Annotated in this window: 17 protein-coding genes; 10 read left to right on the plus strand and 7 right to left on the minus strand. The window is 65.2% G+C overall.

Features of this window, described 5'->3' with window-relative positions; translation table 11 throughout:
• From BM160_RS06575 to ruvA, 4 genes are all read right to left on the minus strand, one after another.
• Positions 1 to 1,203, minus strand: coding sequence for an ABC transporter permease (locus BM160_RS06575; RefSeq protein WP_255368700.1), 1,203 nt, complete (start codon positions 1,201 to 1,203; stop codon positions 1 to 3).
• 34 nt (positions 1,204 to 1,237) lie between these two features.
• The gene (locus BM160_RS06580; RefSeq protein WP_092002403.1) at positions 1,238 to 2,536 is read right to left on the minus strand and encodes an efflux RND transporter periplasmic adaptor subunit; all 1,299 of its coding nucleotides are present in this window, start codon (positions 2,534 to 2,536) and stop codon (positions 1,238 to 1,240) included.
• A 13-nt stretch (positions 2,537 to 2,549) separates the two neighbouring features.
• On the minus strand, positions 2,550 to 3,617 hold the full coding sequence (gene ruvB / locus BM160_RS06585; protein WP_092002406.1) for a Holliday junction branch migration DNA helicase RuvB: 1,068 nt from the start codon (positions 3,615 to 3,617) through the stop codon (positions 2,550 to 2,552).
• Between the two features lie 139 nt (positions 3,618 to 3,756).
• Positions 3,757 to 4,329: a Holliday junction branch migration protein RuvA gene (gene ruvA / locus BM160_RS06590; protein ID WP_092002409.1), complete on the minus strand. Its 573-nt coding sequence runs from the start codon at positions 4,327 to 4,329 to the stop codon at positions 3,757 to 3,759.
• A gap of 93 nt (positions 4,330 to 4,422) precedes the next feature.
• Between ruvA and BM160_RS06595 the strand changes: the two genes are divergently transcribed.
• From BM160_RS06595 to BM160_RS06610, 4 genes are read left to right on the plus strand one after another with little or no spacing between them, the layout of a single operon-like run.
• On the plus strand, positions 4,423 to 5,442 hold the full coding sequence (locus BM160_RS06595) for a PhoH family protein (protein WP_177218941.1): 1,020 nt from the start codon (positions 4,423 to 4,425) through the stop codon (positions 5,440 to 5,442).
• Positions 5,432 to 5,884 carry an rRNA maturation RNase YbeY gene (gene ybeY, locus BM160_RS06600; RefSeq protein WP_092002415.1) on the plus strand — a complete coding sequence of 151 codons (453 nt, stop codon included), beginning with the start codon at positions 5,432 to 5,434 and terminating at the stop codon, positions 5,882 to 5,884. Before BM160_RS06595 ends, ybeY begins: the two co-directional genes overlap by 11 nt.
• A 52-nt stretch (positions 5,885 to 5,936) precedes the next feature.
• Positions 5,937 to 6,572, plus strand: coding sequence for a ParB-like protein (locus BM160_RS06605; RefSeq protein WP_092002417.1), 636 nt, complete (start codon positions 5,937 to 5,939; stop codon positions 6,570 to 6,572).
• A gap of 7 nt (positions 6,573 to 6,579) precedes the next feature.
• Complete coding sequence (locus BM160_RS06610; RefSeq protein ID WP_092002420.1) at positions 6,580 to 8,232, plus strand: SulP family inorganic anion transporter; 1,653 nt, start codon at positions 6,580 to 6,582, stop codon at positions 8,230 to 8,232.
• Here the strand turns inward: BM160_RS06610 and dtd are convergent.
• Entirely contained in the window at positions 8,192 to 8,632 is a 441-nt protein-coding gene (gene dtd, locus BM160_RS06615) for a D-aminoacyl-tRNA deacylase (protein WP_092002423.1), read from the minus strand. The genes BM160_RS06610 and dtd overlap by 41 nt on opposite strands.
• A 123-nt stretch (positions 8,633 to 8,755) precedes the next feature.
• Here dtd and BM160_RS06620 point away from each other — a divergent pair, with 123 nt between their 5' ends.
• The 5 genes from BM160_RS06620 (at position 8,756) to BM160_RS06640 (ending at position 12,870) form a co-directional block, all read left to right on the plus strand.
• Positions 8,756 to 10,219: a sensor histidine kinase gene (locus BM160_RS06620; protein ID WP_092002426.1), complete on the plus strand. Its 1,464-nt coding sequence runs from the start codon at positions 8,756 to 8,758 to the stop codon at positions 10,217 to 10,219.
• A complete protein-coding gene (locus BM160_RS06625; protein ID WP_092002428.1) occupies positions 10,216 to 10,854 on the plus strand; it encodes a response regulator transcription factor in 639 nt (212 codons plus the stop codon). Before BM160_RS06620 ends, BM160_RS06625 begins: the two co-directional genes overlap by 4 nt.
• A 228-nt stretch (positions 10,855 to 11,082) precedes the next feature.
• A complete protein-coding gene (locus BM160_RS06630) occupies positions 11,083 to 11,574 on the plus strand; it encodes a GlcG/HbpS family heme-binding protein (RefSeq protein ID WP_092002431.1) in 492 nt (163 codons plus the stop codon).
• 36 nt (positions 11,575 to 11,610) lie between these two features.
• On the plus strand, positions 11,611 to 12,324 hold the full coding sequence (locus BM160_RS06635; protein ID WP_177218942.1) for an ankyrin repeat domain-containing protein: 714 nt from the start codon (positions 11,611 to 11,613) through the stop codon (positions 12,322 to 12,324).
• A 144-nt stretch (positions 12,325 to 12,468) separates the two neighbouring features.
• Positions 12,469 to 12,870 (plus strand): cupin domain-containing protein, encoded by a 402-nt coding sequence (locus BM160_RS06640; RefSeq protein WP_092002434.1) that lies wholly within the window; start codon positions 12,469 to 12,471, stop codon positions 12,868 to 12,870.
• Positions 12,871 to 12,937: 67 nt separating this feature from the next.
• Here the strand turns inward: BM160_RS06640 and BM160_RS06645 are convergent, their stop codons facing one another.
• Both BM160_RS06645 and tyrS read right to left on the minus strand, forming a co-directional pair.
• On the minus strand, positions 12,938 to 14,188 hold the full coding sequence (locus tag BM160_RS06645) for a hypothetical protein (RefSeq protein ID WP_143093195.1): 1,251 nt from the start codon (positions 14,186 to 14,188) through the stop codon (positions 12,938 to 12,940).
• A gap of 92 nt (positions 14,189 to 14,280) precedes the next feature.
• On the minus strand, positions 14,281 to 15,513 hold the full coding sequence (gene tyrS, locus BM160_RS06650) for a tyrosine--tRNA ligase (RefSeq protein ID WP_092002440.1): 1,233 nt from the start codon (positions 15,511 to 15,513) through the stop codon (positions 14,281 to 14,283).
• Between the two features lie 214 nt (positions 15,514 to 15,727).
• On the opposite strand from tyrS, the gene BM160_RS06655 reads away from it, so the two are divergent.
• Positions 15,728 to 17,104 (plus strand): M23 family metallopeptidase, encoded by a 1,377-nt coding sequence (locus BM160_RS06655; RefSeq protein WP_092002443.1) that lies wholly within the window; start codon positions 15,728 to 15,730, stop codon positions 17,102 to 17,104.
• Positions 17,105 to 17,133 lie beyond the last annotated feature (29 nt).

Consider the following 17,133-nt stretch of genomic DNA (forward strand, 5'->3'; position numbering starts at 1 on the left):
TCACAGCCTGATGGCTTGCGCCGGGTCCATGGCCGCCGCCCGCCGCGCCGGTGCAATCGCCGCCAGCACGCCGCACACGGTGGCCAGCCCCGCCACCTGCAGGGCCGTGCCCAGCTGCAAGGTGATGGCGAACAGCGGCAAGCCATCGGCGCCGCGCACCAGCGCCGTGAACAGCCAGATCAGCAGCACCGCCAGCAGCACGCCCAGCACGGAACCCAGCGCCCCCACCACGGCGCCCTGCAGCAGAAACACCCTGAGAATCTGGCCCCGGGTGGTGCCCATGGCGCGCAAAATACCGATCTCGCGACGTTTTTGCACCACCGACACCACCAGCACGCTGGCAATGCCCAGCACCACCACAATCAGGACAACGCCCCGTATCACTGCCGTGCTGACGGACTGGGCATTGAGTGCCGACACCAGCTGGGCGTTGCTTTCCTGCCAGCTCTCCACCTTGTAGGGCAGGCTCTGGCGCAAGACCCGTGCGGTGGCTTCGGCCGCCCAGACATCTCTTACCTGCAGATCCAACTCCGTGACGCCCCCGGGCAAGCCCAACAGGCTTTGCGCGGCGCGCAGCGGCACGATCACGGTGCGGCGGTTCAGGTCCTTGACGCCCAGATCCACCAGCGCCGTGACGCGCAAGGCATCGCTGACTGTGCCCGTGTTCACCGTCAGCCGGTCACCCACACGAATGCCCAGATCGCTGGCCAGCTCCCGGCCAATGATGGCCTCGCCCGGCGCCAGCCGCGCCGTCCCGCTGACCACCTTGCCGCGCAGGCCGACGATGCGGTCGTAGCGGTCCAGATCCACGCCCTGCAGCGCGATGGCCTGCGAGGCTTCGCCGCGCAGGGCCAGGCCGCCGCCCGACACCATGGGCGAGACCGTGAGCACATCCGCGCGCTGCTCCAGCACGGGCAGCAGCGCCTGCCAGTTGGCCACCGAACGCAAGCGCTGGGCTCTGGCCTGGGTGTCGGACAAGGTCGTGACGCCGGAGGCGGGCGTCCACGCGGGCGTCACCACGTCGTCAGGCGCCCGCAGGCTGATGTGGGCCTGCGCCCCCAATGTTTTGGCCAGGGTATTGCCCTGCAGGCCGGTGATCAGGGCCGAGATATAGGCAATGACGGCCACACCGGCCGCCACACCCACCACGATCAGCACGGTCTGCATTCGCCCTTCGCGCAGGAAGCGCCAGGCCACACGCATTTCAAATCCTAGCCATCCCGACATGGCCAGCCCGTCAACGCCCGATGGCGTTGGTCATGGTGGCCGCCGCGTCTTCCCGCGCTGCCCCCGATATGCCGGAGCTGGCGCGAAACGCTACTTCCCGGGGCCTGACCCGCGCACCGGCACGAAGTTCGTTGCCCAGCAGCACCGTATCGCCTTCGTGCAGTCCTTCCAGCACCTCAACCGCGCCCAGGGTGCGCAGGCCCAGGCTGACGGCCTGCTTGCGGGCGCGGCCATGGTCTGCCACCAGCACCGAGGCCGTGGCGCCCGCTGCCGTTTCCTGCAGCGCCGCCAATGGCAACACCAGGGTCTTGTCACGCCGGCCGGTTTCCACCTCGACCGACAAGGTCATGTCTTCTCGCAAAAAGGCGGGCGCCGCACCGGCGAGCGACAGCTTGACTTCGATCGCTCCGCGCTGGGCATCGACCGCCGGCGCAATCGACAAGACCTGCGCCGCAAAGGGCTGGCCGGCAAAGGCGTCAGCCACCACCGCCGCTGCCTGCCCGACTCGCAACTGGTCCAGAAAACGCTCGTCCACCTGCGCCACCAACTGGGTCGGACCGGCAAGGGCCAGACTCATCAGGGCCGCACCGGGTTGCACGATCTGCCCCGGCTCAACGCTACGCGACAACACGCGCGCAGCGGTGGGCGCCCGCACCGTCGCCTGCTCCAGGCGTACCTGCGCCGACTGGCTTGCGGCGCGTGCCTGTGCCAGCTGGGCTTGGGCCTGCACCACGTCGCTGCCCTGATCTTCATTAGCCCGAGCTTGGGCCTTCGCGCCCAGCAGCTGGGCTTGCGCCACATCGACGCTGCGGCGAACCTCGTCCAGCCTGGCGTCACTCAAAAACCCCTGAGCCACCAATTGCTGCGTGCGTTTGAGATCAGCATCGGCGGCTCGCACGCTGGCCTGCGCCTGTGCGACCTGGGCGCTGGCAGCCGTGCGCCCGGTGCTGCGCAGACCCACCACGCGGGCGGCGGCCTGACGCTCGGCGCCCTGCGCCTGGCCCAGCGCCGCCTGAAGCTCTGCGGTTTCAAGTTGCACCAGCACCTCGCCCTGCCGCACTTGCGCGCCTTCATCGACGACCACGGACGCCACGCGCCCCGTCACGGTGCTGCCCACGCTGACGCGCGACAAGGTGGCCACCCGGGCCGAGAACTGCAAGGTGCGAACCAGCGGCATGGATTGCAGCACTACGGCATCGACCTGCGGCGCGCGCCAAGCGCTCCAGGCCCACAACACCAGCAAGGCCAGCACCAGCCCAGCGCCCCCCCAAAGCCAGCGGCGCTTCATGAGCGGGGCCAGGGCGGGCATGACATGTTCCGGTTCAGAGTTCAAACAGGCCGCTTGCCGCCTGCGGCGGCGTCACGCCGAGGTGGCGATAAGCGGCCAGCGTGGCCACACGGCCGCGCGGCGTGCGCTGCAAAAAGCCTTGCTGAATCAGATAAGGCTCGATCACATCTTCAATCGTGCCGGGTTCCTCGCCAATGCTGGCGGCGATATTGTCCAGACCGACCGGGCCGCCGTCGAAACGGTGAATGATGGCCTCCAGAAATTTGCGGTCCATCACGTCAAAGCCCTGCGGATCCACATCCAGCATGGCCAGCGCCCGGTTGGCGATGTCCAGCGTGATCTGGCCGCTGCCCTTGACGTCGGCGTAATCGCGCACCCGGCGCAAGAGGCGGTTGGCAATGCGCGGCGTGCCGCGTGAACGGCGTGCGATTTCAAAGCCGCCCGCCTCGTCCATGGGTGCGTTGAGCAGGCCGGCACTGCGTTTGACGATACGGGCCAGCTCCTCGGGGGTGTAAAACTCCAGCCGGGCGACGATGCCAAAGCGGTCGCGCAGGGGATTGGTCAGCATGCCGGCACGCGTGGTGGCGCCCACCAGGGTGAAAGGCTGCAGATCGAGCTTGATGGAGCGCGCCGCCGGGCCTTCGCCAATCATGATATCTATCTGGTAGTCCTCCAGCGCCGGGTAGAGGATTTCCTCGACCACCGGGCTCATGCGATGGATTTCGTCGATGAACAGGACGTCGTTCTTTTCCAGGTTGGTCAGCAGCGCCGCCAGGTCTTTGGGCTTTTCCAGCACCGGCCCCGAGGTCGAGCGCATGTTCACGCCCAGCTCGTGCGCAATGATGTGCGACAGCGTGGTCTTGCCCAGGCCGGGCGGGCCGAACAGCAGCACGTGGTCGAGCGCCTCGCTGCGTTTCTTGGCAGCGCCTATGAAGATCTCAAGCTGCTCGCGCGCCTTGGTCTGGCCGACGTAGTCGTCAAACAGCTTGGGCCGCAGCGCCCGCTCGATCGCCTCTTCCTTGGGCGAGGCGGGCGCGGCCGACATCATGCGCCGCTCGGGCGTCAGGCCGGGCATGTCGAAGTCGTCGGTCTGTATGCTCATAGAGCCCCCACGCTTGTCACTGCGTGTACTGCGCTGCCCCCCGAGGGGGCCGCTGCGCCTGCGGTCCGGCGGAGCCGGTTCCGCGGCCCTGGCTGGCTTGAATTCAAGCTCAGCATATTTGTCGCTTCATGCAGGGCGATCATTTGGCCAAGGCCTTGAGCGCCAGCTTGATGCCGTCGCTCACGCCAATGTCCTTGGGCAAGGCCTTGAGCGCCAGCGCCGCGTCCTTGTCGCTATAGCCCAGCGCCACCAGCGCCTGCAGGATGTCGGATTGCGCGTCGTCGGCCACGCTGAGCGGCAGGCCCATGTCGGCGCCCAGCTTGCCCTTGAGCTCCAGCAGCAGCCGCTCGGCAGTTTTCTTGCCTATGCCGGGCACCTTGATGATGCGGCCGGCTTCCTGGCGCGTCACGGCCTGGGACAGGTCTTCCACGCTCATGCCGCTGAGCACGCTGAGCGCGGTGCGCGGGCCGACGCCAGTGATCTTGATGAGCTGGCGAAAGGCGGCGCGCTCGGCCGTGCTGCCAAAACCGTAGAGCAGTTGCGCGTCTTCGCGAACCACGAAATGCGTGAACAGGCTGATTTTTTCGCCCAGGCCCGGCAGGTTGTAAAAGGTGCTCATGGGCACCAGCACCTCATAGCCGACGCCATGGCAATCCACCAGGACTTCCGGTGGATTTTTTTCGGCCAGCTGGCCAGTAAGTCTTCCTATCATGGGCAAATCTTATCAGCCGGGTCACCGGCGCTATTTAGGCGGACAATTGCCTTCCGATTCATTTTTCTACCGCTTTTCAGGAAAACCCTCGCCTTGATTCTTCGCCACACCTTCACGCCGCCCAACAACACCCGCATGGCGCATCTTTGTGGGCCCATGGACAGCCACATACGCACCATAGAGGCGGGGCTGCAGGTGACTATTGCGCACCGTTTCGAGCAGTTCAAGATTGACGGCTCCAAGGTGCGGGCCACCCAGGCACTGGAAGTACTGCAGGCGCTGTATGAAATCGCCCAGCGCCCTATCGAGCCGGAAACCGTGCAACTGATGCTGGCCGGCGACATGGCGCTGAACTCGGTGGATGGGGGCATCTCGCTGACGACCCGCCGCGCCGACCTGCGCGCCCGCACCGCCAACCAGGGCACTTACCTGGAAAACATCGCCACGCACGACATCACTTTTGGCATTGGCCCGGCCGGCACCGGCAAAACTTATCTGGCGGTGGCCTGCGCCGTCGATGCACTGGAGCGCAGCACGGTGCAGCGCATCGTGCTGACGCGTCCGGCGGTCGAAGCCGGCGAGCGCCTGGGCTTTTTGCCCGGCGACCTGGCGCAAAAGGTCGACCCTTATCTGCGGCCGCTCTATGACGCACTGCACGAGCTGATGGGCTATGAGCGCGTGCAAAAAGCCTTTGAGCGCCAGCAGATTGAAATTGCGCCGCTGGCCTTCATGCGCGGCCGCACGCTCAACCACGCTTTCGTGATCCTGGACGAGGCGCAAAACACCACGCCCGAGCAGATGAAGATGTTCTTGACGCGCATAGGCTTTGGCAGCAAGGCGGTGGTGACCGGCGACGTGAGCCAGATTGACCTGCCCAAGACCCAGCTCAGCGGGCTGATAGATGCCGAGCGGGTGCTCAAACGCGTCAAAGGCATCGCCATTACCCGACTGACCAGCATTGACGTGGTGCGCCATCCGCTGGTGGCCCGCATTGTGGATGCCTACGACAAGCCGCAACAGGCCATCGAGGCCATCGAGGACATCCAGGAAACTACAAAATCAATAGCGCCTACCGCACGCCCATCAAGGGCAAAAAGCAAAAATGTCTCTTAATACCCTGAGTTTGTCTCTGCAGTTCGGCGGACTGGCCGACGCCGCAGCGCATCGCGCCGCACTGCCGCGCCACGGCGTCAGCCGCTGGATACGTCATGCCCTGCAAAGCGATGCCGAAATTACCGTGCGCATTGTCGATGCCGAGGAAGGCCAGACGCTGAACCGCGACTACCGGGGCAAGGACTACGCCACCAATGTGCTGACCTTTGACTACACGCAAGCCCCCTTTGTGACCGCCGACCTGGTGCTGTGCGCACCCGTGGTGGCCCAGGAGGCCAAAGACAGCAACAAGACCTTGCAGGCGCACTACGCCCATCTATTGATTCACGCCACGCTGCACGCCCAGGGCTACGACCATGAAACCAGCGAGCGGGACGCGCTGGAGATGGAGACGCTGGAGATTTTGTTGCTGGGCGCGTTGGGCTACGACAACCCTTACTAAGAGATTAGATACGGGCGGCTCGTTCACGGTTTCCAGCCTCAGGAGACGCACCATGCACACCCTTCATCAGCACCTGTTCAAAACCGAGCTGCAGGGACTGCGCCCGACCCAGATCACCGTGGGCTACGCCGAGGTCGAGCAAAAGCGCGGCCTGTGGAGCGGACTGGGCAAGGGCGAGCGGCAGAAATTCCTGGACAGCCACTGGTTTCCCGCGGTGCGCGGCCCCAAGGACAGCTTCTACATCGTCGACCATCACCACCTGGGACTGGCCCTGCTCGAAGAAGGCGTGAGCCAGTGTTTTGTGGTGCTGCTCAAGGACCTAGCGCTGCTGGCCAAGGACGAATTCTGGACCGTCATGGACCACCATCAATGGGTGCATCCCTACGACGCCAAGGGCAGGCGCCGCCCCGTTGCCGACCTGCCCAAGGCGCTGGGCGACTTGGCCGACGACCCTTACCGCAGCCTGGCCGGGGAGGTGCGCCACGCCGGCGGTTTTCCGAAAGACGCCACGCCCTTCGCCGAATTCCTCTGGGCCGATTTCTTTCGCCGCCGCATCAAGTCCTCGCAACTCCGGCGCGACCCGGATGTCGCCCTGCAGGCGGCGCTGACGCTGTGCCACGGCGCCGAGGCCGCCCACCTGCCGGGCTGGTCGGGCGCGGAGTCACCGGCCTCGGTGCTCCTTACCTGAGCCGGCCATGCAGGCCAGCCCCCCGGGGAAAGACGCGCACTGGGGCACGGAGCTGCTGGCCGGCATTTCAGTGGCCGGGGTGCTGCTGCCCGAAGCCGTGGCCTATGCGGCCATCGCGGGCGTGGAGCCCCTGCACGCGCTGCTGGCCACGCTGATTGGTCTGTGCGTCTACCCCTGCCTGGGCAGCAGCCGCTTTGCCATCGTCAGCCCCACCTCGTCGGCGGCGGCGGTGTTCGCCTCCGCCGTGGCGGTTGGCGGGCCGGCCATGGGCTACGCGCTGGTCGGCCTGACCGGCGCGCTCTTTCTGGTGGCCGCCGCGCTGCATGCGGGTTTTCTGGGCGCCTTCATCTCGCGTCCGGTGCTGCGCGGTTTCGCGTGGGCGCTGGGCTTGAGCATCATGATCAAGCAGCTGCCGCACATCGCCGGCCTGCCGGTTCAGGCATCGCAGGTCGGGCCACTGCTCTGGGAATTGCTGGGCCACGCCGCGCAATGGCACCGGGCCAGCGCGCTGCTGGGCACGGCGGCGCTGCTGCTGTGGCTGGCGCTGCATCACGGGCTGCGGCGCTGGCTGTTCGTGCCGACGTCCTTTCTGGTGCTGGGGCTGGGCGTGGCACTGTCGGCCCTGCTGGATCTGGGCGCGCAGGGCGTGGCGCGGGTTGGTGACATTGCCTGGCAGGCGCTGCCCTGGAGCTGGCCTAGCCTGGACAGCGCGCGCTGGCTGCATGCCATGGAGTTGGCGCCGGCCCTGCTGCTCATCCTGTTCGCCGAGTCCTGGGGTGCGGTGCGCTCGCTGGCGCTGCAAAACGGCGACCGTATCGACGCCAACCGCGAACTGCTGGCGCTGGGCGCGGCCAACCTGGCCAGCGGCCTAGTGCAAGGCCTGCCGGTGGGCGCGGGTTTTTCCGCCGCAGCCGCCAACCATGCGGCGGGCGGGCGCAGCAAATGGGCCGGCGTGGCCGCCGCGCTGGCGCTGGCCTTGCTGCTGTGGCTGGCGCGCCCCTGGCTGGCGCTGCTGCCCTTGCCGGTGCTGGCCGCCGTGGTAGTGGGCATACTCTCGCACAACTTCTGGCCACGCGCGGTGCTGACCTCGCTGCGCCTGGGGGGCGACGCCTGGCTGGCCCTGGTGGCGGCCGCGGGCGTCTTTGTGCTCGGCGTGCTGCCCGGCATGGTGCTGGCGGTGGCACTGTCGCTGCTGCTGGCGATACGGCGCTTTGCCCAGCCGCTGGTCACCGAGCTAGGCCTTCTGCCGGGCACACGCGACTACCTGGACCGGCGACGCCACCCTGAGACAACCGCAGTCGCCGGCACGCTCATCATGCGGCCCGAGGAGCCGCTGTTTTTCGCCAATGCCGAGCAGGTGCTTCAGTTCATCAGCCGGCGCGTTGACGCGACACAGGCCAGCACCGTCGTGCTCAGTCTGGAAGTCTGCGACGACCTGGATAGCACCGCCGTGGAGGCGCTGGCCGAATTTGCCGCCAGCCTGGCGCAGCGGGGCACGGCCCTGCTGCTGGCGCGCGTCAAGGACAGGCCGCGCGAAGCCTTGATGCGCATGGGCCTGACCGACGCAGCCGTGGGCGGCGTGGCCCTGTTCTGGAGCGTGGATGACGCGGCGCAGGCCGCTAGCTCACTTGCAGCGGAATCGTCACCGGCCCGTCATTGACCAGATGCACCTGCATGTCGGCGGCGAACTGCCCGGTGGCGACCTGTGGGTGCGTCGCTCGCGCCTGCGCCACAAAGTAATCGTAAAGCCGCCGCCCCTCATCGGGCGCCGCCGCCCGCGTGAAACTGGGGCGATTGCCGCCCGAGACATCCGCCGCCAGCGTGAACTGGCTGACGATCAGCAGACCGCCGCCGCAATCCTGCACGCTGCGATTCATCTTGCCGGCGTCGTCAGAAAAAATGCGCAACTTCAAAAGTTTGGCCAGCAGCTTGTCGGCCTGCACCTCGCTGTCGCCGCGTTCCGCGCAAACCAGAACCAGCAACCCGGCACCGATCTCGCCGACCACCTCGCCCCCCACCACCACGCGCGCCTGGCTCACCCGCTGAATCATGCTGATCAAATCAAATTCCCCTCATCAATAGGCGTGAAAAACCTCCGCCTGGACCTGAGGTCGCGTGCCGACGGAAAACTCACGCGGTGATTGTCAACGAAGCGGCGCCTAGCCTCGTGCAAGAATACGTTCATGCTCCAAGCATTGCGTCGTCATTGGCCGTGGATCCTGGCGTGGTGCGTCCTCACCCTGTTGGGCGGCTTGGCATTGGCGCGCCATGAAATGAACCGCTTGCGGGAGGACTTCGAAACCGACGCACGTATCGCCCATCGCCTGCTCAGCCAGCGCGTGGTGCAGCAAGATGCCGTCATGGCCACCTTGTCGCTGCTGCAGCCGGCCGAAGATGGCTCCCACCCGGAACAGCGGCTGGCGTCGGTGTATCCGCAAATCCTCGGCGTGCAAAGCCGCCAGCGCCATGCCAACTGGCCCAACGCGCAACTTCTGGCCGCCGAAACCCTGTCCCGCGCCTTGCGGCGCCCCGCCCTGGCCGGGGTGGATTTCGCCAGGGGCCGCTACCAGCTGGTGCTCGCGTCCGAGCCCGCCAGCTATGCGCTGGACATTGACCTGCGCAGCGCCGTGCCCTGGAGCGAATGGCCTATGGCCGCCGACAGCAGCCCGGTGCGCGTCACGCTGGAACACGAGGGCCAGACCTTCGTGATCCAGCCTGGCCGCCTGCGTGAAGGCGGCTGGCAGTTTGAGTTTCACAAGCATCTGGCGGCCGCCAGCCAGCCCTTCGACATGGTCGCCGTGCGGCAAGTGGGCATGGCCGATCTGCCCTGGGGCTGGATGTTGCTCTGGGGGCTCGCGGTAGCCGGGGCACTGGCGGCGCTGCTGGCCCTGCAGCGTCAGCGTGCAGAGCGCCGGCGCGCCGAAGAACTGCTGCGTCTGGGCCAGGTCGCGCGCCTCAACACCCTGGGCGAACTGGCTGCCGGCATGGCGCATGAGTTGAACCAGCCGCTGACCGCCGTACTGGCCAACACCCAGGCCGCCAGCCGACTGCTGGCCGACGACCCGCCCGATCTATCCACGGCACGCCACGCGATGGCCCAGGCCGCCCAGCAGGCACGCCGCGCCTCGGACGTGGTGACGCGTTTGCGCCGCGCAGTGGAGCGCCCCGACCTGTCCGCGCAGCAACAGGCCTTGAGCCTGCAAGATGCCGTGGACAATGCCCTTTATTTGCTGGAGCCCGAGCTCAAGCGCCGTGAAGTGGCGACGCTGGTGACGCCCTCAGCCATGCCGCCCATGGTGCAGGCCGAACCGGTGGCGCTGGAACAAATCATTCACAACTTGCTGATGAATGCGCTGCAAGCGCTGGAGCAGGTTCCCGCCGCCGAGCGGCAGCTGACTATCCGCCTGGTCACGGAGCGCCAACATGGCGTGCTGGTCATCACCGACAGCGGCGCTGGCATTGCGGCCGACGTATTGCCGCGCATCTTTGAACCCTTTTTTTCCACGCGCGACGGCGGCCTGGGGCTGGGCCTGAGCCTGTGCGAGACACTGGCCGCCAGCATGGGCGGCAGCCTCAGCGCCGCCCCTCACAGTCCGCGCGGCATGGCCTTTAGCCTCAGCCTGCCGCTGGCCAAAAACACCGCATGAACACCACCGCATCTCCGCTGTCGCCCCTGGTCCATCTGATCGACGACGATGAGGCGGTGCGCAACGGCCTGGCCCTGCTGATAAGCACCGTGGGCCTGCGCGTGCAACCCTGGGCCGATCCTCAGGCCTTTCTCGCACAGTTCGACCGGCAGTCGATAGGCGCCATCGTGCTGGATGTGCGCATGCCTGGCATCAGCGGCCTGACCGTGCTGGACACGCTGGCCGCCCAGGGCGTAGACCATCCGGTGATCATGCTGACCGGCCACGGTACGGTGGAGATGTGCAGGCGGGCCTTCAAATCCGGGGCGATGGAGTTTCTGGAAAAACCGGTCAACGACGAGCAGCTCATAGATGCGCTGCAAAAAGCCGTGCGCCAACATGTGAAATCGCGCGACCGGCGCCAGGCCGACCGCTCGGCGCGCGAACGCTACGCGCAACTGTCCGAGCGTGAACGCGAAGTGCTGGGCTTGATCGTGGCGGGGCTGACCAACAAGGAAATCGGCCGCGCCCTGGACCTGTCGCCACGCACGGTGGAAAGCCACCGCGCCAGCCTGTTTGCCAAGCTAGAAGCCGAGTCGCTGGCCCAGTTGATCCGGCAGTATGCGACGCTGGCAGACGAAGCCGACGGTCTATAGCGAGTCACCGAAAGCCAGTCCAAGCCGCGAAATAGCCTTCGCCAGACTGCAGGCGCCCCCTCGGGGGCAGTATTTCTACGGAGTCCGGCGCGTAGCCCTACGAATGGGCAAACCCAGCGCCATTTTTTAAAGTTCTCCCACGGTCGAATTTGAAGCCCCCACGCTTGCTACTTCGTGTGCCGCGCAGCAGCTAAACCGTTTCAACAAACCAACTTATGGAGAACACCCATGCGCAACATCATCAAGGTTTCCGCTCTTGCCCTGTCCCTGGTGGCCGCCGCTGCCAGCGCCCAGTCGGTTCGCATCGAGAAAAACATGTCTCTCGAACTGGCCAACCAGATCGCAGCCGCCAGCGTGGCAGCTTGTGCCGCCAACGGCTATGCCGTGGGTGTCACCGTGGTGGACCGCGCCGGCACCGTGCGTGCCGTGCAGCGTGCTGACAATGCCGGCCCGCACACCCTGGGCGCCAGCCTGCAAAAAGCCTTCACCTCGGCCTCGGCAAAAAACACCACGCTGGCCATGATGGAAGGCGCACAGAAGAACCCGGCGGCAGCCAACCTGGTTAACATCCCCGGCTATTTGCTGCTGGGCGGTGGCGTGCCCGTCAAGGTGGGCAACGAAGTCATAGGCGCAGTAGGCATAGGCGGCGCACCAGGCGGCCACCTCGACGAACAATGCGCGATGGTCGCACTCGACAAGGTCAAGGACCAGCTTAAGTAAGCACGGAACGCACAAGCTCTCCTCGAGGAGAACCCCATGCGTCGGAGCTCTCTTTATTCGTGGCGACCTCTTGCAGCGGCTGCCGCATTTGGCTTGGCGACGGTCATCGGCGGTCCGGCCATGGCGCAGACGGCGCCCAGCGCAGCTGAAGCGGCGGCCTATACGGGCTTGCATGCCGCAGCCCAAAAAGGTGACATGGCCAAGATCGAAAAGCTTGCCGCAGCCAGGGCCGAGCTCAACGCACGCGACGGCAATGGCCGCACGCCGCTGCATGTTGCCGCCTTTGCCAGGCAGCGCGACGCGATTCGTGCGCTGGTCAAGGCCGGTGCCGACATCAAGCTGCTGGACAAGGACAGGAACGACGGCGTGACGATTGCATCGGTGGCCGATGATGAAGAAACCCTGCGCGTGCTGCTCGCCTCGGGCGCCAGCGCGAAGCTGGTGACCAGCCGCTATGACGGCACCGCGCTGATTGCGGCGGCGCACCTGGGCCACGACGGCGTGGTGAAGCAGCTGATCGCCGCCGGCGCACCGCTGGACCACGTCAACAATCTGCACTGGACGGCCGTGATCGAGTCCGTCGTGCTGGGCAATGGCGGGCCGCGCCACCAGGAAACCTTGCGCGCGCTGATCAACGCAGGGGCAAGCCTGCAACTCAGCGACCGGCAAGGCAACACGCCCCTGCAGCTGGCAAAGTCACGCGGCTACCGTGAGATGGTGCAACTGCTGGAGCAGGCCGGCGCACGTTAGAGCCCGGGGTCCCAGGGCTTGCAAAGACCTCGCCAAGCCCGCTAAGGGTTGTTACCGGCGCGGCGGCCTGACGGCATCGCTACGATGACTTGCGCACGCTAGCGTTGCTGTGTGCGACTCAAACAACCCTGAGGAGATGACAACATGAATATTCACAAACGCGGCGCAGCCATCGTGCTCGGCGGCCTGCTCACCCTGGCGGCTGGTGGCCTTTTTGCGCAGGCCTCTGGCCTTACCCGTGTCATGGTCGGCAAGGCCGATGTATCCATGCCCGGGCGTGAGGCCGTGGTTGCCCGCGTGGACGTTGCGCCCGGCGCCAAGGCCGGCCGCCACACCCATCCCGGTGATGAAATCAGCTATGTACTGGAAGGCGAAGCCACGCTGCTGGTAGACGGGCAAGCCCCGCGCCAGGTCAAGGCGGGTGAGTCTTTTGTGGTGCCCGCCGGCGTGGTGCATGACGCACACAACAATGGTTCCAACCCTATCAAGCTGATCGGCGTGTATGTCGTTGAGAAGGGCAAACCGCTGGCAACGCCAGCATCCTGAGCATCGCGCCGGGGACCAGCGGCATGGGTGGGATGGTCGCCACCCATGCGCTGACGGATAGCCCGCGTCAGAAACCTTCACCAGCCGCGCGAATGCCGCCGGTGATCGTCAGCGAATCCACGGTGCCGTGCAGTTCAAGCGGGTTGATGCCGGGGCCATGGGTGGTCAGGCCACCCGCAATACTGACCTCGCGCGCCCAGGCGCCCGACTTAAAGCTCAGGGCGATGGCTGACAGCTTGACCACCACGCCCTTGACCAGTGAGTCACCGGTCCCTCCGAACGTTTCGATGCCGCGGTGCACCACGATGCTGCCCACCGGCTGGCTGATCTGCATGCCTACCGCGCCATCGGCATGGGTGACCACGCGGTCAAACTCGGCCGAATGCACCGTGCCAGCATAAACGTTGTAGCCGCGCGAGCCCTGGCCAAAGGTTTCTATGGGGGCGTTGACCACCAGCTCATTAACCGTGCCGAAGTTGACAAAACCAATGCCGCTGGGGCCGTAGGAGGTGATCTTGTCTTCGGCCACCCAGCTGTCCACCGAGCCCCAGTTGTCCAGCACCATGTCATTCTGGCCGTAGGTCGTCACCGGACCCAGGTTGTGCACGCTGTCCACGAAAGCGCCATAGACGGTGAACACGCCGCCGGAAATACGGTTGGCCACGCCCGGTGCGATGCCGCCATGGCTGTATACCGCGTCGGTTTCCAGCAGGCTGACCACCATGCGACCGCCCACGTCACCCGCACCGCTGACAAAAATACCACTGCCATGCACAGGCGCGCCGGCGCGGCCCGCCGACAGGCCCGTCAACTCGGCGGTGATGGTGACGGCTTTGTCGGGCTGCTGGTTCCACAGCGTGAAGGCGCCGGGAATCACTTCCACCCCAAAACCCGCGGGTCGCACCTCGTAGCCACGCGCATCGGCGGCCACAATGTCCACGTCATGCGCCTCGACATGACCGCCACGCACCTTGTCACGCGCCAGCAAGAGCACCACGCCATGCACGACCAGGCTTTGCAGCAGGAGACGGCCCAACTGGTCAACCCCGGTGTCGTTGAAGACCGCCCATTTGTCGATGTCAGTCACCAGTTCCAGGTTGTCCACGCAGTTGTCTGTCGACAACTGGAGCCCGTTCTGGCCGGCGACAAAACGCAGAGTGGTTTGCGGGTCCGCGCCTGTCAGGGTCTGGCCGGGTGAGAGGCGCAGCGTGGGCACATCGGCCAGGCTTTCGGTCACGGTGATGTGGCGGACACTGGTATCGGCGGCTGCTGCCAGTAAAGCGGCCGCAGTGGAAACCTGGCGATGTTGCTTGGTCATGGCAAACACTCCATTTTTCAGGCCCGGCGCTGGCAGCGCCGGCTAAACCTGAATTTTTGCCTGCCAGTATGAACCGGACTAAGGCGTTTTGCTTACGAAAGTGTCACGCGCGCAAACTTGCGTTTGCCGACCTGGACCACATAGGTCCCGGCATCGAGCTTGAGGGCCTTGTCGCTGATCACGCTGGAGTCGATCCGCACGCCGCCACCATCGATCAGACGGCTGGCTTCGCTGCCCGAAGGCGCCAGTCCGGCAGCCTTGAGCAGCGCGCCTATGCCCAGGGGCGCGCCCGACAGGGAGACTTCGGGGATCTCATCGGGCACGCCGCCCTTGCTGCGGTTGATGAAGTCCTGCTCGGCCGCATCGGCCGCGGCGGCCGAATGAAAACGTGCCGTGATTTCCTTGGCCAGAGCCACCTTGGCATCCTTGGGATTGCGCCCGCCGGCAACCTCGGCCTTCAGCGCGGCAATCTCGGCCTCGCTCCTGAAGGACAACAGGGTGTACCACTTCCACATCAGCACGTCGGAAACCGACAGCACCTTGGCAAACATGTTGTTGGCCTCTTCCGAGATACCAATGTAATTGTTCTTGCTCTTGGACATCTTTTCGATGCCATCCAGCCCCTCCAGCAGCGGCATAGTGAGTATGCACTGCGGCTCCTGGCCATACTCCTGCTGAAGATGACGACCCATCAGCAAGTTGAACTTCTGATCGGTGCCACCCAGTTCCAGGTCGCTTTTGAGCGCCACCGAGTCATAACCCTGCATCAGCGGGTAGAGAAACTCATGCACGCTGATGGACTGACCGGCCTTGAAGCGGTCATGAAAATCATTGCGCTCCATCATGCGGGCCACGGTGTAGCGCGAGGCCAGCTGGATCATGCCGCGCGCGCCCAGCGGATCGCACCATTCGCTGTTGTAGCGAATTTCTGTTTTGGCCGGATCCAGCACCAGGCTGGCCTGGCGGTAATAGGTTTCGGCGTTGACCTTGATCTGCTCGGGCGTGAGCGGCGGCCGCGTCGTGTTGCGGCCGGACGGGTCGCCTATCAGGCTGGTGAAATCACCAATCAGGAAGATCACCGTGTGGCCCAGATCCTGCAGCTGGCGCATTTTGTTCAGCACCACGGTGTGGCCGATGTGAATATCGGGCGCGGTGGGATCCAGCCCCAGCTTGATGCGCAGCGGCACACCGGTGGCCTCGCTGCGGGCCAATTTCTTGACCCAGTCCTCTTGGGGGATCAGCTCATCGCAGCCCCGCAGAGTGACGGCGAGAGCCGTCTTCACACCATCAGTCATAGGGGTATTTGTAACAAGCTCTTGATTCATAAGGGTTTTTCACATGTCGGGATCTTGTCCGACAGATATAATTACTGATTTTCTGTATCAGCTGGCCATTTTAGTTGGCCTGTCATTTGCTGATCAGTACCAGAATATTTTTGTCCGATGGCCCCTGCACCTAAGGGTGGGCTGGCTACCGGTGTCCTTATATCGCAGTCCGGCGCTTTTTGCGGCCCGATGCACTTTATTTGGGAATCCCGCTTTGCGCCTTTCCGGTCCACTCACCCTCTCTGGCCTGCTGTCCGCCCTTGCCGACAGCCTGCGCCGCCATCCCAAACGACTCACTACCAGCCTGGCCGTGCTGCTGCTAGGAACGGGCGTGACTGCCTTCGGCGTCGCCCCACTGGCGCCCGATGCGGCCGATTTGCCGGTTCATCAAATTCTGGAAAGCGTACAGCCGCTGCCCACGCAAGCCCAGACTGACACGCTCAGCGATTTCAGCTTCAATCTGTTTCGCACAGAAAGCACCCGCAGCAGCGACACCGCCGCCACCTTGCTCAAACGCCTGAATCTGGACGACACGAGCGCCGCCGCCTTTTTGCGCACCGACCCCAACGCCCAACTGATACTGGCTGGCCGCCCGGGAAAGAATGTCACGGTAGAGGCCAGCGACAGCCAGCAGTTGCTCAAACTCAGCATGCGCTGGCCCAGCGACGACGAGGCGCTGTTCAAACGCCTGGTGATAGAGCGCACCGCCACCGGCTTCAGCTCACGCATAGAGACAGCGCCCTATACCAGCTCGGCCCGCCTGGCCAGCGGCGCCATCCAGACCTCGCTCTTTGCCGCCACCGACGATGCCCGCATTCCCGATAGCGTGGGCGTGCAACTGGCCGAAATTTTCTCGGGCGACATCGATTTCCGCCGCGCTCTGCGCAAAGGCGACCGCTTCAATGTGGTTTACGAAACGCTGGAAGCCGACGGCGAAGCCTTGCGTACCGGCCGCGTGCTGTCGGCAGAATTTGTCAACGCCGGCAAGGCCTACCAGGCCATGTGGTTCCAGCCACCCGGCAAGGATGCGACCGGCGCTCCCAGCAAGGGCAGCTACTACACGCTGGACGGCCAAAGCCTGCGCCGCGCCTACCTGAGCTCGCCGGTCGAGTTCTCGCGCATCAGCAGCGGCTTTTCCATGCGCTTTCACCCCATTTTGCAAAAATGGCGCGCCCATCTGGGCACCGACTTTGCCGCCACCACCGGCACCCCTGCGCGCACCGTGGGCGACGGCGTGGTGGAATTTGCCGGCGTGCAAAACGGCTATGGCAACGTGATCTTCATCAAGCACCGCAGCGGCCACGAAACCGTCTACGCCCACCTGAGCAAGATCATGGTGCAGCGAGGCCAGAGTGTCAGCCAAGGCCAGACGGTCGGACTCGTCGGCTCGACCGGGTGGGCCACAGGCCCGCACCTGCATTTTGAATTCCGCGTCAACGGCACCCAGCAAGACCCCATGAGCATTGCCAAGCTGGGCGGCGACGCTTCGCCAGTGCCAAGCGCGGCCCTGCCGCAATTCAAGCAGCTCGCTGCTGGCGTCAAAAATCAGCTGCTGGCGGCAGCCAGCATCAACCAGACCCGGGCCGAGTAACGGCCCCCACGTTCGCTCACTTCGTGTAG

The sequence above is a fragment of the Polaromonas sp. OV174 genome, from assembly GCF_900112285.1.
GTDB lineage: Bacteria > Pseudomonadota > Gammaproteobacteria > Burkholderiales > Burkholderiaceae_C > Polaromonas.